Source organism: Amycolatopsis sp. NPDC104587, assembly GCF_055583645.1.
Genome location: NZ_JBVJNO010000005.1, coordinates 188,984 through 209,164, shown reverse-complemented (window position 1 = coordinate 209,164; position 20,181 = coordinate 188,984). Strand labels below are relative to the sequence as shown.

13 protein-coding genes are annotated in these 20,181 nt (G+C 72.4%); 10 read left to right on the top strand and 3 right to left on the bottom strand.

Annotation, left to right across the window (positions count from 1 at the left end; genetic code table 11):
* Positions 1–665 precede the first annotated feature (665 nt).
* Positions 666–2,018, top strand: coding sequence for a type I glutamate--ammonia ligase (locus ACZ61C_RS16420; RefSeq protein WP_465307412.1), 1,353 nt, complete (start codon positions 666–668; stop codon positions 2,016–2,018).
* 8 nt (positions 2,019–2,026) lie between these two features.
* Positions 2,027–2,809 (top strand): DUF6885 family protein, encoded by a 783-nt coding sequence (locus tag ACZ61C_RS16415; protein WP_465307410.1) that lies wholly within the window; start codon positions 2,027–2,029, stop codon positions 2,807–2,809.
* Here the strand turns inward: ACZ61C_RS16415 and ACZ61C_RS16410 are convergent.
* The 3 genes from ACZ61C_RS16410 to ACZ61C_RS16400 form a co-directional block, all read right to left on the bottom strand.
* On the bottom strand, positions 2,787–4,229 hold the full coding sequence (locus tag ACZ61C_RS16410) for an amino acid permease (protein ID WP_465308248.1): 1,443 nt from the start codon (positions 4,227–4,229) through the stop codon (positions 2,787–2,789). The two genes, ACZ61C_RS16415 and ACZ61C_RS16410, sit on opposite strands and share 23 nt — an antisense overlap.
* Before the next feature lie 70 nt (positions 4,230–4,299).
* Complete coding sequence (locus ACZ61C_RS16405; RefSeq protein WP_465307408.1) at positions 4,300–4,953, bottom strand: response regulator; 654 nt, start codon at positions 4,951–4,953, stop codon at positions 4,300–4,302.
* A gap of 34 nt (positions 4,954–4,987) precedes the next feature.
* Entirely contained in the window at positions 4,988–6,160 is a 1,173-nt protein-coding gene (locus ACZ61C_RS16400; protein WP_465307406.1) for a sensor histidine kinase, read from the bottom strand.
* A gap of 109 nt (positions 6,161–6,269) precedes the next feature.
* Between ACZ61C_RS16400 and ACZ61C_RS16395 the strand changes: the two genes are divergently transcribed.
* The 8 genes from ACZ61C_RS16395 (at position 6,270) to ACZ61C_RS16360 (ending at position 20,161) form a co-directional block, all read left to right on the top strand.
* Complete coding sequence (locus ACZ61C_RS16395; RefSeq protein WP_465307404.1) at positions 6,270–6,854, top strand: hypothetical protein; 585 nt, start codon at positions 6,270–6,272, stop codon at positions 6,852–6,854.
* Positions 6,851–7,051, top strand: coding sequence for a hypothetical protein (locus tag ACZ61C_RS16390; RefSeq protein ID WP_465307402.1), 201 nt, complete (start codon positions 6,851–6,853; stop codon positions 7,049–7,051). The genes ACZ61C_RS16395 and ACZ61C_RS16390 overlap by 4 nt, the downstream gene beginning before the upstream one ends.
* Before the next feature lie 443 nt (positions 7,052–7,494).
* A complete protein-coding gene (gene malQ, locus ACZ61C_RS16385) occupies positions 7,495–9,462 on the top strand; it encodes a 4-alpha-glucanotransferase (RefSeq protein WP_465307400.1) in 1,968 nt (655 codons plus the stop codon).
* 93 nt (positions 9,463–9,555) lie between these two features.
* Positions 9,556–11,688 carry a glycogen debranching protein GlgX gene (gene glgX / locus ACZ61C_RS16380; protein WP_465307398.1) on the top strand — a complete coding sequence of 711 codons (2,133 nt, stop codon included), beginning with the start codon at positions 9,556–9,558 and terminating at the stop codon, positions 11,686–11,688.
* Positions 11,685–13,949, top strand: coding sequence for a malto-oligosyltrehalose synthase (gene treY, locus ACZ61C_RS16375; protein ID WP_465307396.1), 2,265 nt, complete (start codon positions 11,685–11,687; stop codon positions 13,947–13,949). Before glgX (ACZ61C_RS16380) ends, treY begins: the two co-directional genes overlap by 4 nt.
* A complete protein-coding gene (treZ, locus tag ACZ61C_RS16370) occupies positions 13,946–15,637 on the top strand; it encodes a malto-oligosyltrehalose trehalohydrolase (RefSeq protein WP_465307394.1) in 1,692 nt (563 codons plus the stop codon). The genes treY and treZ overlap by 4 nt, the downstream gene beginning before the upstream one ends.
* A gap of 50 nt (positions 15,638–15,687) precedes the next feature.
* A complete protein-coding gene (glgX, locus tag ACZ61C_RS16365; protein ID WP_465307392.1) occupies positions 15,688–17,835 on the top strand; it encodes a glycogen debranching protein GlgX in 2,148 nt (715 codons plus the stop codon).
* 343 nt (positions 17,836–18,178) lie between these two features.
* A complete protein-coding gene (locus ACZ61C_RS16360; RefSeq protein WP_465307390.1) occupies positions 18,179–20,161 on the top strand; it encodes a maltotransferase domain-containing protein in 1,983 nt (660 codons plus the stop codon).
* The last annotated feature ends 20 nt before the right edge of the window (positions 20,162–20,181 follow it).

Sequence of the window (20,181 nt, the reverse complement as noted above, 5' to 3'; positions counted from 1 at the left end):
TTCGGGAACTGGTCGAGGAGGGCATCTTCGACCGCGAGCCGTGCCGAGGGTGGCCCCAGGGCGGTTCCGATCCTCCGGGAACCGGTCGAGGAGGGCATCTTCGACCGCGAGCCGTGCCGAGGATGGCCCCAGGGCGGCTCCGATCCTCCGGGAACCGGTCCAGGAGGGCATCTTCGACCGCGAGCCGTGCCGAGGGCGGCCCCAGGGCGGCTCCGGCCCCGGGCGCGGCCAGCACCGTGCTGTGTGGCCGCGAGCGAACCGGGCGCACCGTGCGAACCGGGCGCCCGGTTCGCACGGACCCGCCGCCTGGCCGCCCGCACCGCCCCGCTGCGGATGGCCAGGCCCGCTTGCCGCCCCAGGGCGGAGTCCGGTTCTCCTGGCGAGGTGCGGCGAGGCGGCGCGCGGCGAGGTGCGGCGCGGATGGCCCCTGCGCGGAGCGGCGAGGCACCGAGCAGGGCGGCCCCGCCTCTTCCCTGAGCGCAGCGGCCCCTGAAGCAACTCCAGCCCGCCAGGACCGAGTTACCCACAGCCTCACCGTGATGTGGACAATCCGGTTCGACGGCCGCTCTTCCCGGCCTGTTCGTCGGACCCGCCCGATACGCTGGAGCGGGGCTCGTCCCCCGGGATGGGTGGGGTCTGCTGAGGGGGCGGAGGAGGTGGTGGGCGTGACCAAGGCGGCGTCGGCTGCGGCGAAGGACCTCGCTGCCGGTGGGGTGAGTGGGGTTCACCTTGCCTGGGCCGACAACAACGGCATTCCGCGCTCGCGCATCGTTCCCGTCGGCGGGCTTGCCGATGCCGCCACCCGGGGCGTCGGGGCCACCTCGCTCTTCGCCGTCTTCGACAGCCATGACGCCATCACCTACGGCCACGCCGGGCTCGCTACGCCGTCCGGGGACATTCGGCTCGTTCCCGTTCTCGATCGGCTGCGGCGGCTTGCCGGGCAGCCCGCCCTCGCCTGGGCGCCCGTGCGGCAGCTCACCCAAAGCGGTGACCCCTGGCCCTACTGCCAGCGCGCCGTCCTCGAAGCGCAGGTTGCCGAGGGCGCGCGGCGCGGGCTGGAGTTCCGGGCCGGCTACGAGCTCGAGTTCGCCGTCGCCCCCGCGGGCAGCGCCGACATCGTCAGCGAACCCGGGCATCCCGGGCCCGCCTACAGCCCGCATGCGCTGGTCGGGCTCGACGGCTTCATCGCCGCCCTGCTGCACGACTTCGCCGCCAACGGTCTCCGGATCGGGCAGCTGCACGCCGAGTACGGTCTTGCGCAGCTCGAGCTTTCGCTGGCCGCCACCGATCCCGTCTCCGCTGCCGACGACCAGCTGCTGGCCCGGCAGACCATCCACGCCGCCGCGCACGCGCATGGCCTCGTTGTCAGCTTCGCGCCGCTGATCGGGCTGGGCTCCGCCGGCAACGGCTGGCACCTGCACACCTCCGTCCGCCGCAAGGGCCGCAACCTGCTCGACGGCGAAGGCCGGCCCGGGGACGACGGCGCCGGGTACCTGGCCGGGCTGTTGCGTGACCTGCCGGCGCTGACCGCCGTCACCGCGCCGAGCGTCCCGTCCACCCTGCGGCTGCGTCCCGGCTACTTCGCCGGCGCGTACGCCTTCTGGGGCGTCGAGAACCGGGAAGCGCCGCTGCGGTACGTCCCCGGCTCGCCGCTGCTGGGCGCCGACCACGCGAACGTCGAGCTCAAGACCTCCGACGCCTCGGCCAACCCGTACCTCGCGCTGGCCGTCGTGCTCGCCGCCGGGATGGCCGGCATCGAGGACTCGCCCGCGCTGCCCGAGCCCATCGGCGAGGACCCGGGCGGCTGGACGGCGGGGGAGCGGGAGACGCGCGGTGTGCGCCGGCTGCCCGCGGACACCGCCGAGCAGGACGCCGCGCTGCTGGCCTCGCCCCGGATCGCCGGCGCGCTCGGTGACGAGCTGCTCGGCGCCTTCCGCGCAGTCCGGGCGTCCGACGCGGCGTGGGCGGCCGAGCGGAGTGTCGAAGAAATCGTCACCGCACACCTGTGGCGCTACTGAGGGGACCGATGTCTTCGGGGATCGACGGCGGGCAGCTCGACCTGTCCGGGGTGCGATGGTTGCCGGGCGGGGCCCGGCTGGCCGCCACGGCCCAGGCGGAGCTGCCGCAGAAAGACGGTCTGGCCGCCGCGTTCTGCGGGCTCGCGGCCCTGCGGGCGGCCGGGCTCGACGTGCCCGACCAGGACGCCGTCGCGGTGGCCGCCGGCACCGTTCGCGGGCCCGTCGTGCGCCCGGCGGGGGAGGCGGGCCGGGCCGGCTTCCGGCTGCCCGTCCCGGTGGTCGACGACCCCGCCGCGGCGGGCACGCGGGTTTCTGGGCTGGCGGTGGCCCTCTCGTCGCTCTCACGCGGCGCCCTCACGGCGGTGCCGGCGACCGGCGAGTGGACCACCGAGGCGCTCTTCGACCTGCTGGCCGGGCTCTGGGACGTGCCGCGCGTCGCCGTGATCGCCCGGATCGACGGCGCCGAGCTCGGCGCCACCGACACCCCGGAGCGCGCCCTGCTCGACTACCTCGACACCGGCATCCCGCCCCTCTGGACGTCACGCTGGCGCCCGCCCGGCGGCCACTTCGTGCTCCTAGCGGGCATCCGCATCGGCGCGGAAGGCACCTTGCTGTCCGTTGTGGACACCTACGCGTTGTTGGGGGACAACGGGATCCACGACCAGCCGGTCGAATGGGTGACGGCGGCCCTGAGCGGGCTCGGGGTGCTGGTGGTCGTCGACGCGGACCACACCGCCGTGACGCGCGAAGCGGTCCGCGTCGCCGGGCTCACTCCGTCCTTTTGGGACTGACCTCGGCGTTTTCCGGCGCAAAGCGGGAGTGGCGGCGGCCGTAGGCGAAGTAGATCACCAGGCCGATCACCAGCCACGCGGCGAACCGGATCCACGTCAGCACGTTCAGGTTGAGCATCAGGTACAGGCACGCCAGCGCGGCGAGCACCGGGACGACCGGTGAGAACGGCACCTTGAACGGCCGGTCCAGGTCGGGACGGCGGCGGCGCAGCACCGGGACCGCCACCGCCACGATGATCATGGCCGACAGCGCGCCGATGCTCACCATGTCGGCCAGCTCGGCGATCGGGATGAACGCGGCCAGCACGGCGATCAGCGCGGCGCCGCCGATGGTCATCCGGTGCGGGGTGCCCCACTTCGGGTGGGTGCGGCCGAGCGCCTTCGGCAGCAGGCCGTCGCGGCCCATCGCGAAGCCGATCCGCCCGATCGTCACCAGCTCGACCATCATCACCGACGTCAGCCCGGTCACCGCGCCGAGCGAGATCAGCGCGCCCACCCAGTGCTGGCCGACCTTGTCGAACGCGTCCGCCAGCGGCGCGCCGGTGTCGATGTCGGTGAACGGGATCATGCCGGTCAGCACGATCGACACGCCGATGTAGAGCAGCGCGCAGACGCCCAGCGCGCCGAGGATGCCGACGCGGAGGTCCTTGCGCGGGTTGAGCGTCTCCTCGCCGAGGTTCGCGAGCGCTTCGAACCCGGTGTAGGCGAAGAAGACCACGGCCGCGGCGGTGATCATCCCGGCGATGCCGTAGACCGACTGCTCCAGGCCGAGCGCGGCCTGCACGATCGGCTGCTCCAGCACGGTCGACCCGCCGTCGGGCGCCTTCGCGGGCGGGATGAACGGCGTGAGGTTCGCGCCCTTGACGAAGAACAGGCCCACGGCGAGCACGAGGATGCAGACGGCGACCTTCACGCACACGAGCAGGTTGGTCAGCCAGGCCGACTCCTTGATCCCCAGCACCGCGACCACGGTCAGCACGGCGATGATCAGCACGGCGCCGACGTTGACCTTCGCGTCTTCGCCGAACCACTCCGGCGACAGGCCGAGCAGGTTCGCCAGGTAGCCGGACCAGCCGCGCGACACGACGGCGGCGCCGAGCGCGAACTCCAGCAGCAGGTCCCAGCCGATGATCCAGGCGAAGATCTCGCCGAGGGTCGCGAAGGCGTAGGTGTAAGCGCTTCCCGCCGTCGGGACGCTGGAGGCGAGCTCCGCGTAACAGAGCGCCGCCAGGCCGGCGACCACCGCGCCGAGCACGAACGACAGCGTCACGGCGGGCCCGGCGTGTGTCTTCGCCTCGACGCCCGCGAGGGTGAAGATGCCGGTGCCGATGATGATCCCGACACCGAACCCGACCAGGTCGCGCCCGCGCAGCCGCCGCTTGAGCTCACCGGAGTCCTGGCGCTTCAGGACCTCGTCCACGTTCAACGTTCTCCGCACACCCATGAGGAGAAGTTAGAAGGTCACGAGCGTTTTCGCAGAACGGCCGGGCTCAGTTTTCCTCGGCCAGGCCGGTCTCCTGGGCGAGGATCGCCGCCTGGACCCGGGAGCGCAGGTCCAGCTTCGTCAGCACCCGGGAGACGTGCGTCTTCACCGTGGTCTCGCCGATGTGCAGGCGGGTGCCGATCTGCGCGTTCGACAGGCCCGCACCCAGGCATCCCAGGACCTCGCGCTCGCGCTCGGTCAGGTCTTCGAGGCCGCTCGGGGCCGGCGCCGGGTCGCGGGTGCTCGCCGCGAACGCCGTGATCAGGCGGCGCGTGACCTGCGGGGCCAGCACCCCCTCGCCGGCCGCGACCAGCTTCACCGCTTCGATCAGCCGGGGCGCCGCGACGGACTTGAGCAGGAAGCCCGCGGCGCCCGCGCGCAGGGCGGCGTGGACGTACTCGTCGAGGTCGAAGGTCGTCAGCACCAGCACCTCGGTCAGCCCTTCGGCGACCAGCTCGCGGGTGGCGGCGATGCCGTCGGTGCCCGGCATCCGGACGTCCATCAGCGTGACGTCCGGCCGCAGCACGCGGGCCTGGCGCACCGCCGCGGCGCCGTCGGCGGCCTCGCCGACCACCTGGATGCCGTCGGCGTTGTTCAGGATCATGATCAGGCCGGACCGGATGGCGCTGTGGTCGTCGGCGACCAGGACTTTGACGGTCATGGGGTCTCCCTCGCCGGAGACGGCGTCGTCTCCCTCACGTCGTGCCTCCTACCGGCAGCTCCGCGCGGACCAGCCAGCCACTGCCGGCCGGGCCCGCGGTCAGCGTGCCGCCGACCGCGTCCGCGCGTTCACGCATGTTCAGCAGCCCCGTGCCGGAGCCTTCGGCCGGCGGCGCGTGGCGGTGGTGGACGTCGTTGCGGACCTCCACCGCCAGGACGCCGTCGAGGTAGCGCACGTCGACGTCGACCCGGCCGCCCGGCGCGTGCTTCACCGCGTTGGTCAGCGCCTCCTGCGCGATCCGGTACGCGGTCAGGTCGACCGCCGTCGGCAGCGGCACCTCGTCCACTGTGGACCCGACGCGCACCTCCAGCCCGCTCGCCCGCGCCGACTCCACCAGCTTGGACAGGTCCGCCAGCCGCGCCGGCGCGGTCGTCTCCGCGTCGCCGCCCTCGGCCTTGAGCAGGCCGATCATCGCCCGCATCTCCTCCAGCGCGCTGACGCTGTTTTCCCGCACCGACTCCAGCACCGTCTTCGCCAGCTTCGAATCCGGCATCGACAGCGCCGCCTCCGACTGGATCGCGATCGCTGACAGGTGCCCGGCGATGACGTCGTGCAGGTCGCGCGCCATCCGCCCGCGCTCGGCGGCCACCGCGGCCCGCCTGTCCAGCTGCGCGATCTTGGCCAGCTGCCCGGCGTTCGCGCGTTCGGTCTCGGCGATGTCGCGCTGCTGCCGGACGTTCGCCGCCCACCACACCGGTGTCAGCACGAACGGCAGCGCGCTCAGGGCGGCCAGCACCGCCGTGCGCCACTGCTGCGCGAACACCAGCACCGCGGCCAGCACGACGAGCACCGACACGGCGGCGACGCCGATCATCACCCGGCTGGTGCGCCGGGAGCCGTACAGCGTGGCCGCGTAGAGGAAGTCGGTGAAGACGATCATCACCGGCAGCGACGGGCTCAGCGCGATGTCCACCGCCAGCACCACCGTCGCCAGCAGCAGCGCGCCGGGCACCCACCGGCGGAGCAGCTCGAGGCCGCACAGCGCCGTCAGCTCCAGCAGCCGCACCCACAACGGGGCGTGGTCGTACCCGGCGAGCAGCCGGTGGATCCCGGCCGCGTAGACCAGGAACCCGATCAGCCACGTGGTCAGCGCGATCAGGCCGTCCTGCTGCCACACCGGGAGCGAGCGCAGGCGTGGGAAGTGCACAGGAGCATCTGATCACATCGCGTGGCCGGCCCGCGTCCTACGAAGTGATGACGGCCCGTCGTGCTCTCCGACGACGCGCCCGGGCGCCCGCCCGGGCGAAGCTGGCACGGTGAACGAGATCGGGAAGTTCCTCTCCGAGAACCCCATGGCCGCCATCATCGCGGCCGGGGAGATCGGGTTCTGGGTGTTCATCGTGGCCGGGCTTGCGGTGCGCTACGCGCTGCACGCCCGGCGGGCGTCGGTGGTGCTGCTCGCCATGGTGCCGCTGGTCGACGTCGTGGTGCTGGTGGCGACCGTGATCGACCTGGCGAGCGGGGCGAAGGCCAACTTCACGCACGGTCTCGCCGCCGTCTACCTCGGCTTCAGCGTCGTGTTCGGGCCGAGCATGGTGCGCTGGGCCGACGCGCGGTTCGCGCACCGGTTCGCCGGCGGGCCGCCCCCGCCGCCCAAGCGGTACGGGCGCGAGAAGCTGCGCCACGAGTGGCGCGAGTTCGGCAAGTGCGTGCTGGCGTGCGCGCTGGCCGCGGCGGCGCTGCTGGCGGCGATCTACGCGATCGGCACGCCGGAGCAGGTCGCGCCGCTGTGGGACTGGTTCCCGCGGCTGGGGGTGCTGTCGGCGATCTGGCTGGCGACCGGGCCGATCTGGGAAGAGCTGTTCGGCAAGCGCGAGCCCGCCCGCGAGGTGCGCCGATGACCGAGCTGCTCGGCATCCTGCTGGTCGTCCAGGGCGGCGGCGGGCTGCTCAACCGGCTGCTCGGCGCGAACTCGCCGAGCTGGTTCGTCCAGCTGCACGTGCTGCCGCCGTCCTTGCACATCGCGGCGAGCGTGGTGATGGTGCTCGCCGGGGCGGCGGTGCTGTTCGCGGGACGGGCGCGCAAGAGCACGAGGTGATGCCGCGCTGGTTGCCGGGCGCTGGGGTGAGCTGAGCTGGGCCGGTTGGTCGGGGTTGGTTCGGTCCGGTGCCGCGGTGGCTGCACAGGGGTGCTCGGGGCCGGCGCGGTGTGAGGCGGGCCAGGCGCTCGCTGGTCGGCCCGGCGTGAACCGAGGCCGGGCCGGGTGGTCGGTGGTCGACTTGGTTTGGCCCGGGTGGCTGCGCCGGGTGCCCGCTGGCCTGGCCTGAGCCGGAGCCGGGCCGCTCGGTCCGGCCCGGCCCGGGGCGGTGGTCGGCTCGGTCCGGTCCGGGGCGGCTGCGCCAGCGTGCTCGCCGGCCCGGCCCGGCACGAACTGCGGCCAGGCTGGGAGCACCCCGGCTCGCCGCGCTGTTCACCCCGCCGCCCGGAGAAGCTCCGGGTGACGTCACCCCGCGCGGATGGCGCGAACGGCCGGGCACCGGAATGCTGGGGCCCGTGCCCGACGAGATCCCCGCCCGCAGCCCCCTGCACCAGCTCGCCGACCGCTACGGCGTGGCCACCCGGTACGAGAACTCCGACCAGGTCTGGGTCGACGTCGAAGACGACGTGGTCGTCGCCGTCCTGGAGCAGTTCGGCGTCGACGCCACCAGCGACGACGCGCTCGCCGCCGCCCTCGCCGAGCGTGCCGCCCCGGCCGCCCTGCCGCCGACCATCGTCGTCAAGGAAGGCGCCACCCGCGCGCTCCCCGGGGCCGCCGACGTCCTCCTCGAGGACGGGACCCGGCGGCACGTCGAGGGGGTGCTGCCCGCGGACCTCCCCCTCGGCTGGCACCGCGTGGTCACCGCGGATCAGGACGTCACCCTCGCCGTCGTCCCGGCCAAGCTGCCGGACGTGCCGCCCGCCTGGGGCTGGATGCTCCAGCTCTACGCCCTGCACTCACCCGGCTCCTGGGGCATCGGCGACTACGCCGACCTGGCGACCTTCGCCGCCCGTTCGGCGTCGGAGCTCGACGCCGGGGTGCTGCTGGTCAACCCCGTCCAGGCGTTCAGCCCGGCCCACCCCGTCGAACGCTCGCCCTACTCACCGGCCAGCCGCCGCTTCGCCAACCCGATCTACCTGCGCGTCACCGCGACCGAGACCTTCGCCCGCGCCGACGCGGCCACGCAGGAGGCCGTCACCTCGCTGGCCCCGGACCGGGACGGCGAGCTGATCGACTACGACGCCGTCTGGACCGCGAAACGCGCCGCGCTCGAACTGCTCTGGCCGCACCGCGTCGAGGAGCTTCCCGGAGCCGACACCGACCTCGACGGCTTCGCCCTCTTCTGCGCCCTCGCCGAGCAGCACGGCGCGGACTGGCGAGAGTGGCCGGAAGCCCTTCGCGACCCCGCCGGACCCGAGGTCGAGAAAGCCCGCGAAGAGCTGAAGGAGCGCGTCGGCTTCCACGCGTGGCTGCAGCACCTCTGCCGGACGCAGCTGGAGGCCGCGCGCAAGGCGGCGAAAGACGCCGGGATGACCGTCGGGATCGTGCACGACCTGCCCGTCGGCGTGCACCCCGGCGGGGCCGACACCTGGGCCGTCCGGGACGTCTTCGCCGCCGATGTGCGGGTCGGCGCGCCGCCGGACGCCTTCAACCAGCAGGGGCAGGACTGGAACCTGCCGCCGTGGCGGCCGGACAAGCTCGCCGAGGCCGGGTACGCGCCGTTCCGGGACGTCATCCGGGGTGTCCTGCGCTACGCCGACGGCATCCGCGTCGACCACATCGCCGGGCTCTGGCGGCTCTGGTGGATCCCGCCGGGCGAGCCCGCGCACCGCGGCACGTACGTCCACTACGACGCCGAGGCGATGGTCGGCGTGCTCGCGCTCGAAGCGCACCGAGCCGGCGCGGTCGTCGTGGGGGAGGACCTCGGCACCGTCGAGGACGTCGTCACCGAGACCATGCACGAGCGCGGCATGCTCAGCTCGGCCGTGCTGTGGTTCGAGCGGGACTGGGACACCGAGGGCCACCCGTTCACCCGCCCGGCCGGCTGGGACCCCGAGGCCATGGCCAGCATCTCGACGCACGACCTGCCGACCGTCTCCGGCTGGCTCGCGGGCGAGCACGTCCGGGTCCGCGCCGAGCTGGGCCTGCTCGACCGCGGCGTCGAAGCCGAAGCAAAAGCGGCCGCCGCGGAACGTGAAGCTTTGTTCGAACTTGTTGCGCGCGAAGGGATCCCGGCCGGCGATCCGGTCGTCGCGCTGCACACCCTGCTCGCGAAAGCCGCGTCACGCCTGGTGCTGACCTCGCCGGCCGACGTCGCGGGCCAGGTGCGGCAGCCGAATCTGCCCGGGACGGTCGACCAGTACCCTAACTGGCGGATTCCCCTTCCCGTCAGCGTCGACGGCTTCTTCACCGCGAAGGGAGTGCGCGCCGCGGTCGCGCCGCTCGCAGCGGCGCGTCCCCTGCCCGGATAACGGGTACCCGGTCGCGCACGACCCCCCCCAGCGAAGCGTGTCCGCGAGCGCGGACACGCCCGGCACAACCTGTGAAAGCTCGAGGAGACCCCAGTGCGGCCCTGGCCCGGAACGCCCTACCCGCTCGGCGCCACCTACGACGGAGTCGGGACGAACTTCGCCCTGTTCTCCGAGGTGGCGGAGCGGGTCGAACTGTGCCTGTTCGACGACGACGGCAACGAGACCCGCTACGCGCTCGAAGAGGTGGACGGCTTCGTCCACCACGGTTACCTGCTCAACGTCGGCCCGGGCCAGCGGTACGGCTTCCGGGTGCACGGCCCGTACGACCCGGCCCGCGGCCTGCGCTGCAACCCGAACAAGCTGCTCATCGACCCGTACGCGAAGGCCGTTTCGCACGGCGTGAAGTGGGACGAGTCGCTCTTCGGGTACAAGTTCGACAACCCCGAAGAGCGCAACGACGACGACTCCGCCGGGCGCGTGCCGTACTCGCTGGTGGCGAACCCGTTCTTCGACTGGGGCAACGACCGCCAGCCGAAGCGGCCGTACAACGAGACGGTCATCTACGAGGCCCACGTCAAGGGCATGACCGTGAACCACCCGTTCGTGCCCGAGCCGCTGCGGGGCACCTACGCCGGGATGGCGCACCCCGCCGTCGTCGAGCACCTGCAGAAGCTCGGTGTGACGGCGGTGGAGCTGCTGCCGGTGCACCAGTTCGTCTCCGACCACGGCCTGGAGGAGAAGGGGCTGACGAACTACTGGGGCTACAACACCATCGGCTACTTCGCGCCGCATGACGCCTACGCCGCGATGCCGGGCGAGGGTGGCCAGGTCCAGGAGTTCAAGGGCATGGTCAAGGCCTTCCACGAGGCCGGCATCGAAGTGATCCTCGACGTGGTTTACAACCACACCGCGGAGGGCAACCACCTCGGGCCGACCCTGTCGATGCGCGGCATCGACAACGAGGCCTACTACCGCTTGGTCGAGGGGGAGCCGGAGTACTACATGGACTACACCGGCACCGGCAACTCCCTGAACGTGCGCAACCCGCACACACTGCAGCTGATCATGGACTCACTGCGGTACTGGGTGACCGAGATGCACGTCGACGGCTTCCGCTTCGACCTCGCTTCGGCGCTGGCGCGGGAGTTCTACGACGTCGACCGGCTGTCCACGTTCTTCGACCTGGTGCAGCAGGACCCGATCGTGAGCCAGGTGAAGCTGATCGCCGAGCCGTGGGACGTCGGCCCCGGCGGGTACCAGGTCGGCAACTTCCCGCCGTTGTGGACGGAGTGGAACGGGCAGTACCGCGACACCGTCCGCGACTTCTGGCGCGGCGAGCCCTCGACGCTGGGCGAGTTCGCCTCGCGGGTCACCGGCTCCTCGGACCTCTACCAGGACGACGGCCGCCGCCCGTTCGCGTCGATCAACTTCGTCACCGCGCACGACGGCTTCACGCTGCGGGACCTGGTGTCCTACAACGAAAAGCACAACGAGGCCAACGGCGAGGACGGCCGTGACGGCGCCGACGACAACCGCTCGTGGAACTGCGGGGTCGAAGGCGACACCGACGACCCCGAGGTGAACGAGCTGCGCGTCCGGCAGCAGCGCAACATGCTGGCGACGATGCTGCTGTCGCAGGGTGTGCCGATGATCGCGCACGGCGACGAGTTCGGCCGGACCCAGCAGGGCAACAACAACGTCTACTGCCAGGACTCCGAACTGTCCTGGATGGACTGGGAGCTGGCCAAGGCCCACGCGGACCTGGTCAAGTTCACCGGTGGGCTGGGCGCGTTCCGGCACCAGCACCCGGTGTTCCGCCGTCGCCGGTTCTTCCAGGGCGGCCCGGTCGGCAAGGGCGACAAGCTCGGTGACATCGCCTGGTTCACCCCGGCCGGCGAGGAGATGACCGAGCAGAACTGGGACGACGGCTTCGGCAAGGCGGTCGTCGTCTTCCTCAACGGGCAGGCGATCCCGGACCTCGACGCGCGCGGCATGCCGGTCGAGGACGACTCGTTCCTGCTCGCCTTCAACGCCCACTACGAAGACATCGACGCCAAGCTGCCGGGCAACGGGTACGGGCAGGCCTGGACCGTCGTCGTCGACACCGCCACCGGCGAGGTCCAGCTCGAACCGGACGGCGCGGCGGCGATCGAGGGCGGGGGCCAGTTCACCCTGCCCGCCCGGTCGCTGGTCGTGCTGCAGCGAACGGAAACGGAGTCCGAATGACGGTGCCGGGGTCGACCTACCGGGTGCAGCTGCGCCCGGAGTTCACCTTCAGCGACGCGGCGGAGATCGCCGGTTACCTGCGGGAGCTGGGCATCGGCGCGCTCTACGCGTCGCCGGTGCTGGACGCGACGCCGGGCTCGACCCACGGTTACGACGTGGTCGACCCGACTCGCGCGCGTCCCGAGCTGGGGGGCGAGGCCGCCCGCCAGGAGCTGGCGAAGAAGCTGAAGGAGGCCGGCCTCGGCCTGGTCGTCGACATCGTGCCGAACCACATGTCGGTCGAGGTGCCGAAGGTGAACCGCTGGTGGTGGGACGTCCTGAAGCACGGCCGCGACGCGGAGTCGGCGGCGTTCTTCGACGTCGACTGGGCCCGCGGCCCGATCCTGCTGCCGGTTCTCGGTGACGAGGACGCCGTCGCCGAGCTGACCGTCGAAGGTGACGAGCTCGTCTACTACGACCACCGTTTCCCGCTCGCCCCCGGCACGGAAGGCGGGACGCCGCAGGAGGTCCACGAGCGCCAGCACTACCGCCTGGTCGGCTGGCGCCGCGGCAACGCGGAGCTGACCTACCGCCGGTTCTTCGACATCACGAACCTCGCCGCGGTCCGCGTCGAAGACCCGGTCGTGTTCGCCGAGACGCACGGGGAGGTCCTGCGCTGGGTCGCCGACGGCGACGTCACGGGTCTGCGCGTCGACCACCCGGACGGCCTGGCCGACCCGGGCGGCTACTTCCGGCGGCTGCGGGAGAACGCGCCCGGCGCGTGGATCGTCGCGGAGAAGATCCTGCACCCGGGGGAGCCGCTGCCGCAGAGCTGGCCGGTGGACGGCACCACCGGTTACGACGCCCTGCGCGAGATCGCCGGCGTCTTCGTCGACCCGGCGGGCGAGCCCGGCTTCACCGAGCTGGCGACCGAGCTGGGTGTGAAGACCGGCTACCACCGCGTCGAGGCGGAGGCCCGGCGCCTGGTCACCGACCGCATCCTGGTCGCCGAGGTCCGCCGGATCGCGGCGCTCCTGTCCGACGTCGACCCGGAGCAGGCCCGGCAGGCGGTGGCCGAGACGATGATCGCCTTCCCCGTCTACCGCTCCTACCTGCCCGAAGGCGCGGCGCACTGGGCCGCCGCGATCGCCGGGGCGAAGACCGCGCGCCCCGACCTCGCGAGCGCCCTCGACGCCCTCGACACGCAGGTCCGCGCGGAACCGGACGGCGAACTGGCGACGCGCATCCAGCAGACGTCCGGCATGGTCGTGGCCAAGGGCACCGAGGACACCACCTTCTACCGCTACACGCGCTTCGCCGCGTTGAACGAGGTCGGCGGCAACCCGGACCGCTTCGGCCTGGACGTCGAGGAGTTCCACCGGCTGGCCGCCGGACGCGAAGCCGGGTACCCGGCGGCGATGACGACGCTGACCACCCACGACACCAAGCGTTCGGAGGACACCCGGGCGCGGATGGCGGTGCTGGCCGAGCTGCCCGGCGAGTTCGCCGACGCCGTCCGGCGGTGGTCCGCGCGCAACGGGATCGACGAGCCGTCGCTGAACCTCCTGGCCTGGCAGACGCTGGTGTCGACCTGGCCCATCGAGCCGCCCCGGCTGCGGGACTACCTCGACAAGGCGGCCAAGGAGGCCAAGCTCCGGACCAGCTGGACCGAGCACGACGAGGCGTTCGAGGCCGCCGTCGCCGCCTGGCCCGACGCGGTCGTGAACGACCCCGACGTGGCCGGGTTCGTCGCGCGGATCGAGCAGCCCGGCTACGCCAACTCCCTCGGCCAGAAGCTCGTCCAGCTGACCGCGCCCGGCGTCCCGGACGTCTACCAGGGCACCGAGCTGTGGGACTTCTCCCTGGTCGACCCGGACAACCGCCGTCCGGTCGACTACGAGATCCGCGGTGAACTCCTGAAGCGGATCGCCGACGGCGAACTGCCAGGGATCGACGCCTCGGGCGCGGCGAAGATGCTGGTCGTGCACAAGGCGCTCAGGCTGCGCCAAGAGCATCCGGCGCTGTTCCGCGGTTACCGGCCGCTGCGGGCCGAGGGCGCGGCCGCCGAGCACCTCCTGGCCTACACCCGCAGTCCCGGCCTCGCCGTCGCGGTGACCCGGCTGCCGGTCGGCCTGGAGCGCGCGGGCGGCTGGCGCGACACCGTGCTGCCGCTGCCCGCCGGCGTCTGGATCGACGTCCTGACCGGCCGCGAAGCGAGCCAGGACGTGGCCACCCTGTTCGACCGTTACCCCGTCGCGTTGCTGGTGCGAGGAGACGCATGAGGTTCAGCGTGTGGGCCCCGTCGGCCGAGCGGGTCCGCGTCGAGGTCGACGCCGGCGTGCACGAGATGACCGCGGGGGCGGGTGGCTGGTGGCACGCCGAGGCCGAGGGCGTCAACTACGGCTTCCTGCTCGACGACGCCTCCGAAGCCCTGCCCGACCCGAGGTCGCGCCGGCAGCCCCACGGCGTCCACCAGCTGTCGCGGGTCTACGACCACGCCGAGTTCGAATGGACCGACGACGCCTGGCACGGGCGTCAGCTGCCCGGCGGTGTGGTCTACGAGCTGCACGTCGGCACGTTCACCGAAGGCGGCACGTTCGACGCGGCGATCGACCGGCTCGACCACCTCGTCGAGCTGGGCATCACGCACGTCGAGCTGCTGCCGGTCAACTCCTTCGACGGCACCGCCGGCTGGGGCTACGACGGGGTCCTCTGGGGCGCGGTCCACGAGCCCTACGGCGGGCCGGACGGCTTCAAGCGGTTCGTCGACGCGGCCCACGCGCGCGGCCTGGCCGTCGTGCTCGACGTCGTCTACAACCACCTCGGGCCCTCGGGCGCCTACCTGGACCGGTTCGGGCCGTACTTCGCCGGGCAGAACGACTGGGGGCCGGGCCTCAACCTCGACGGCGCCGGTTCGGACGAGGTCCGCCGGTACGTCGTGGACAACGCGCTGAGCTGGTTCCGCGACTTCCACGTCGACGCGCTGCGCCTGGACGCGGTGCACGCGCTGCTCGACCGGCGCGCGACGCACCTGCTCGAACAGCTCGCCCTCGAGGTCGACACGCTGTCGGCGGCGCTCAACCGGCCGTTGACGCTGATCGCCGAGTCCGATCTGAACGACCCGAGGCTGGTCACGCCCCGCGAGCGCGGCGGCTACGGCCTGCACGCGCAGTGGTCGGACGACTTCCACCACGCGCTGCACGTCAAGCTCACCGGCGAGGACACGGGTTACTACACCGACTTCGCCGCGCAGGACGCCGTCGAGCGGGTGCTGCGCGGCGTGTTCTTCCACGCCGGGACCTGGTCGTCGTTCCGGGAGCGGACCCACGGCCGCCCGGTCGACACCCGGACCGTGCCGGGGCACCGGTTCCTCGCCTACCTGCAGGACCACGACCAGATCGGCAACCGCGCGACCGGCGACCGGCTGTCGGCGACCGTCTCGCCGGGCCGGCTGGCCTGCGGTGCGGCGATCCTGTTCTGCTCACCGTTCACGCCGATGGTGTTCATGGGGGAGGAGTGGGCGGCGAGCACGCCGTGGCAGTTCTTCGCGTCCTTCCCGGACCCGGAGCTGGCCGAGGCCGTGCGCACGGGCCGCCGTCGCGAGTTCGCCCGGCACGGCTGGGGCGAGGCCGACGTCCCCGACCCGATGGACCCGGCCACTGTGGAGCGTTCGCGGCTCGACTGGGCCGAGGCCGAGCGGCCCGGTCACCGGGAGACGCTGGAGCTGTACCGGACGTTGATCCGGCTGCGCCGGGAGCACCCCGAGCTGGCCGACCCGTGGCTGCCGGACCTCCGGGTCCGGACCGCCGGTGACCTGCTGCTCCTCGACCGCGGCGGCCTGCGGCTGGCCGTCAACTTCGGGACGGTGCCGGCGGACCTGCGCATCGCCGGCGAGGTGCTGCTGGCCTGGGGCGGAGCGACGCCGACGATGCTGCCGCCGGAGACCTTCATTCTGGTGGAATCCCGGTAACGAGACAGCATGCCGAGCGGGATGTGACCCGCATCTGGGACGATTCAGGAATGGCCACACGACCCTCCGCCGACCACGTCCTCGCCGGCCGCCCCTTTCCGCTCGGCGCCCACCCGGAGGCCGGCGGCGTGCGGTTCGCGATCACGTCCGCCGTCGCGGACGCCGTCGAGCTGTGCCTGATCGACGCCGACGGGTCCGAACGCCGGATCGCGCTCACCGAGCGCACGTTCGGCGTCTGGCACGGCCTGGTGCCCGGGGTGACCCCGGGGCAGCGGTACGGCTACCGGGTGCACGGCCCGTACGACCCGGCCCGCGGCCTGCGCTGCAACCCGAACAAGCTGCTGCTGGACCCCTACGCCCGGCAGATCACCGGCGGGCTCACCGACCTGCGCGCGGCGCAGGGCTTCACCGGCGACCCGGACCGCGGCCCGATGTCCACAGTGGACTCCCTGGGCAGCGTGCCGCTCTCGGTCGTCACCTCGCCCGGCGGCCCGGACACCGGGACCAAGCCCGAGGTGCCGTTCGAGGAGGCGGTCGTCTACGAGCTGCACGTCAAGGGCTTCACGAAGCAGCACCCGTTCATCCCGGAGGCGCTGCGCGGCACCTACCTCGGCCTGGCCCACCCGGTGGCGATCGAGTACCTGACCCGGCTCGGCGTCACGTCGGTGGAGCTGCTGCCGGTGCACTCCTTCCTCGACGAGCCGTCGCTGGTCCGGGAGGGGCGGCACAACTACTGGGGGTACTCGCCGCTCGGCTTCTTCGCGCCGCACGCGGCCTACGCCAGCGAGCCCGGCCACGAGGTCGAGGAGTTCCGGCTGATGGTGGCGGCGCTGCACGCGGCCGGCATCGAGGTGATCGTCGACGTCGTGTTCAACCACACCTGCGAGGGCGGGCCGGACGGGCCGACGCTGAGCTTCCGCGGGCTGAACGCGCCGGCGTACTACCTGCACACCGAGCGCGGCCACATGGCCGACATCACCGGCTGCGGCAACACCCTCGAGGCCGGCTCGCCGACCGTGGTGCGGCTGGTGACCGACTCGCTGCGGTACTGGACGCAGGAGCTGGGCGTCGACGGCTTCCGGTTCGACCTGGCCAGCACCCTCGGCCGGCCGCGCGGCGGCGCGTTCGACGACGCCTCGACGTTGCTCACCGCGATCACCACCGACCCGGTGCTCTCGCGCTGCAAGCTGATCGCCGAGCCGTGGGACGCGACCGGCGAGGGCTACCGCGTCGGCGGCTTCGGCGCCCAGTGGGCGGAGTGGAACGGCCGCTACCGCGACACGATCCGCGACTTCTGGCGCGGCGCGACCGGCGTGCGCGACCTCGCCTACCGGCTGTCCGGTTCGTCGGACCTCTACGACCACAACCTGCGCCGGCCGTGGCAGTCGATCAACTTCGTCACCGCCCACGACGGCTTCACGCTGCGGGACCTGGTGTCCTACAACGAAAAGCACAACGAGGGCAACGGCGAGGACAACCGCGACGGCACCAACGACAACCGCTCGTGGAACCACGGCGCCGAGGGCGACACCGCCGACCCGGCGATCCGGGCGCTGCGGACGCGGCAGGCGCGCAACCTCTTCGCCACCCTGCTGCTCTCGACCGGCACCCCGATGCTCACCGCGGGTGACGAGTTCTGGCGGACCCAGCGGGGCAACAACAACGCGTACTGCCTCGACGACGAGACGTCGTGGTTCGACTGGACCCCGGACGACCCCGAGGCCGAGGCCATGCTCGCCTTCGCCCGCCGGGTCGTGCGGTTGCGCGCGAACAGCCCCGCGCTGCGGCAGCCGGAGTTCTTCGAAGGCCGGACGACGCCGACCGGCCAGCCGGACCTGGTCTGGTTCCGCCCGGACGGCGAGGAGTTCGGCGAGAACGACTGGTTCGAGGACCGCCGCACGCTGGGCATGTGGATCGACGGCTCGAACAGCCAAGCCCGCAACCGCGAGGGCGCGCTGGTGCCCGACCACTCGTGGCTGCTGTGGCTGCACGCCGACGACGCGCCGGCCGAGGTGGTGCTGCCGGGCCGCGAGTACGGCGAGACGTTCAAGCCGACGCTCGACACCAGCACCGCCGACGGCAGCCCGGCCACCCCGGGCGCGCTGGAGCCCAAGAGCCGGGTGACCCTCCAGTCCCGCTCCCTCCTCCTGCTCCGCGCCCCCCGCCTGGCCGCCGACCACCCCACCGAAGGCCCTTGACCCCGCCCCCGCCCCCGGCCGTGCGTGAAGGGTCGACACGCGTGATCAGGAGGGCGAGTCGACTCCTCAAGCACGCGTGTCGACCCTTCAGCCACGTGACCGTGTCGTCCATTCGGGTACGGGTGTTGGCCGTTCGAGTGCGCGTGTCGGTCGTCGCGATGCGTCGCCGGGGGGCGGCCCGGACGTAACCTCCCGGACATGCGCCGGAAATTCGTTGCGGCGGAAGCGTTTCGGCCGCACCGGCTTGGGTACTCGACTAAAGAACCCTGCCTCCTGGGCGCTTGATCGAGTCGGGCAGACTGGCGTCGCCTGCGTCCAACCGACACACCGAGGGGCGTTGCCCATGACCGGCCGGCTCGGCATCGACGACGTCTCCCCCAGCGTGAGCTGCGGCCGGTATCCGGCCAAAGCCGTTGTGGGGGAACACATCCCGGTCACCGCGACCGTCTGGCGAGAGGGCCACGACGCCGTCGCGGCCACCGTCGCCTGGCGCGGTCCGGGCGACCGGCTGACCCGCCAGACCCGGATGGCGCCCCGCGGCGCCGACCATCCGGACGAGTTCGCCGCGGTGATCGTCCCGGACACCACGGGGATGTGGACCTACCGCATCGACGCGTGGGGCGACCCCTGGGCGACGTGGGAGCACGCCGTCGAGGTGAAGGTCGCCGCCGGGCAGGGGCCCGAAGACCTCGCCAACGACCTCGAGAACGGCGCCCGGCTGCTGGAGCGCGTCTCCCGCCGCCCGGACCGCCGCGCGGAGAAAGCGCTCCTCGTCGGCGCGCTGACCGCGTTGCGCGACGAAGAACGCGGCCTCGCCGAGCGGGTCGGGCCCGCGCTCTCGCCCGAGATCCGCCAGCTCATGCGCGAGTTCCCGGTGCGCGAGCTGATCACCAAGGGCAAGCCGCACAAGGTGTGGGTCGACCGCACGCGCGCCGCCTACGGTTCCTGGTACGAGCTGTTCCCCCGGTCCACCGGCGGGCTCGACGCCGAGGGCAAGGCGGTGCACGGCACCTTCACCACCGCCGCGGCCGCGCTCGACCGCGTCGCCAAGATGGGCTTCGACGTCGTCTACCTGCCGCCGGTCCACCCGATCGGCCGGGTCAACCGCAAGGGCCCCAACAACACGCTCGACGCGTCCCCGGACGACGTCGGCTCGCCGTGGGCCATCGGCTCCGACGAGGGCGGCCACGACGCCATCCACCCGGACCTCGGCACCTTCGACGACTTCGACGCGTTCGTCGCGCGGTCCGCGGAGCTGGGCATGGAGGTGGCGCTCGACTTCGCGCTGCAGGCCGCGCCCGACCACCCGTGGGTGCTGAAGAACCAGGAGTTCTTCACGACCCGCCCGGACGGCTCGATCGCCTACGCGGAGAACCCGCCGAAGAAGTACCAGGACATCTACCCGATCAACTTCGACAACGACCCCAAGGGCGTCTACGAAGAGATGCTGCGGGTCATCACGGTCTGGGTCGACCACGGGGTCAAGATCTTCCGGGTCGACAACCCGCACACGAAGCCGCCGGACTTCTGGGCCTGGCTGATCCAGTCGGTGAAGGACGCCCATCCGGACGTCGTCTTCCTCGCCGAGGCGTTCACCCGCCCGGCGCGGCTGTGGGGCCTGGCCCGGCTCGGCTTCACGCAGAGCTACACCTACTTCACCTGGCGCACCGGCAAGCAGGAGCTGATCGACTTCGCGATCGACCTGCGGGAGCACTGGCACGAGGGCCGGCCGAACCTGTTCGTCAACACCCCGGACATCCTCCACGAGTCGCTGCAGCGCGGCGGGCCCGGCATGTTCGCGCTGCGGGCCGCGCTGGCCGCGACGATCTCGCCGACGTGGGGCGTCTACTCCGGCTACGAGCTGTTCGAGCACGTCCCGGTCCGCGAGGGCAGCGAGGAGTACCTCGACTCCGAGAAGTACCAGCTGCGCCCGCGCGACTTCGAGCGCGCGCTGGCCGAGGGCCGCTCGCTCGAGCCGTGGCTGACGAAGCTGAACGCCGTCCGCCGCGCGCACCCGGCGCTGCAGCAGATGCGCACCCTGCACTTCCACCACGTCGACAACGACGCGCTGCTGGCCTACTCCAAACAGGACCCGGCCACCGGGGACACGGTGGTCACCGTCGTCACCCTCGACCCGTACGCGCCGCAGGAGGGCACGTTGTGGCTCGACACGGCCGCGCTCGGGTTCGAGGCGCACGAGCGGCTGATCGCGCACGACGAGGTCACCGGTGACACGTGGGACTGGGGCCCGGCGAACTTCGTGCGGCTCGAGCCCTGGCGGGCCGTGGCGCACGTGGTGTCGCTCCGCCGGCGGCTGGCCGGTTAGCAGGGAAGGAACGGATCGAA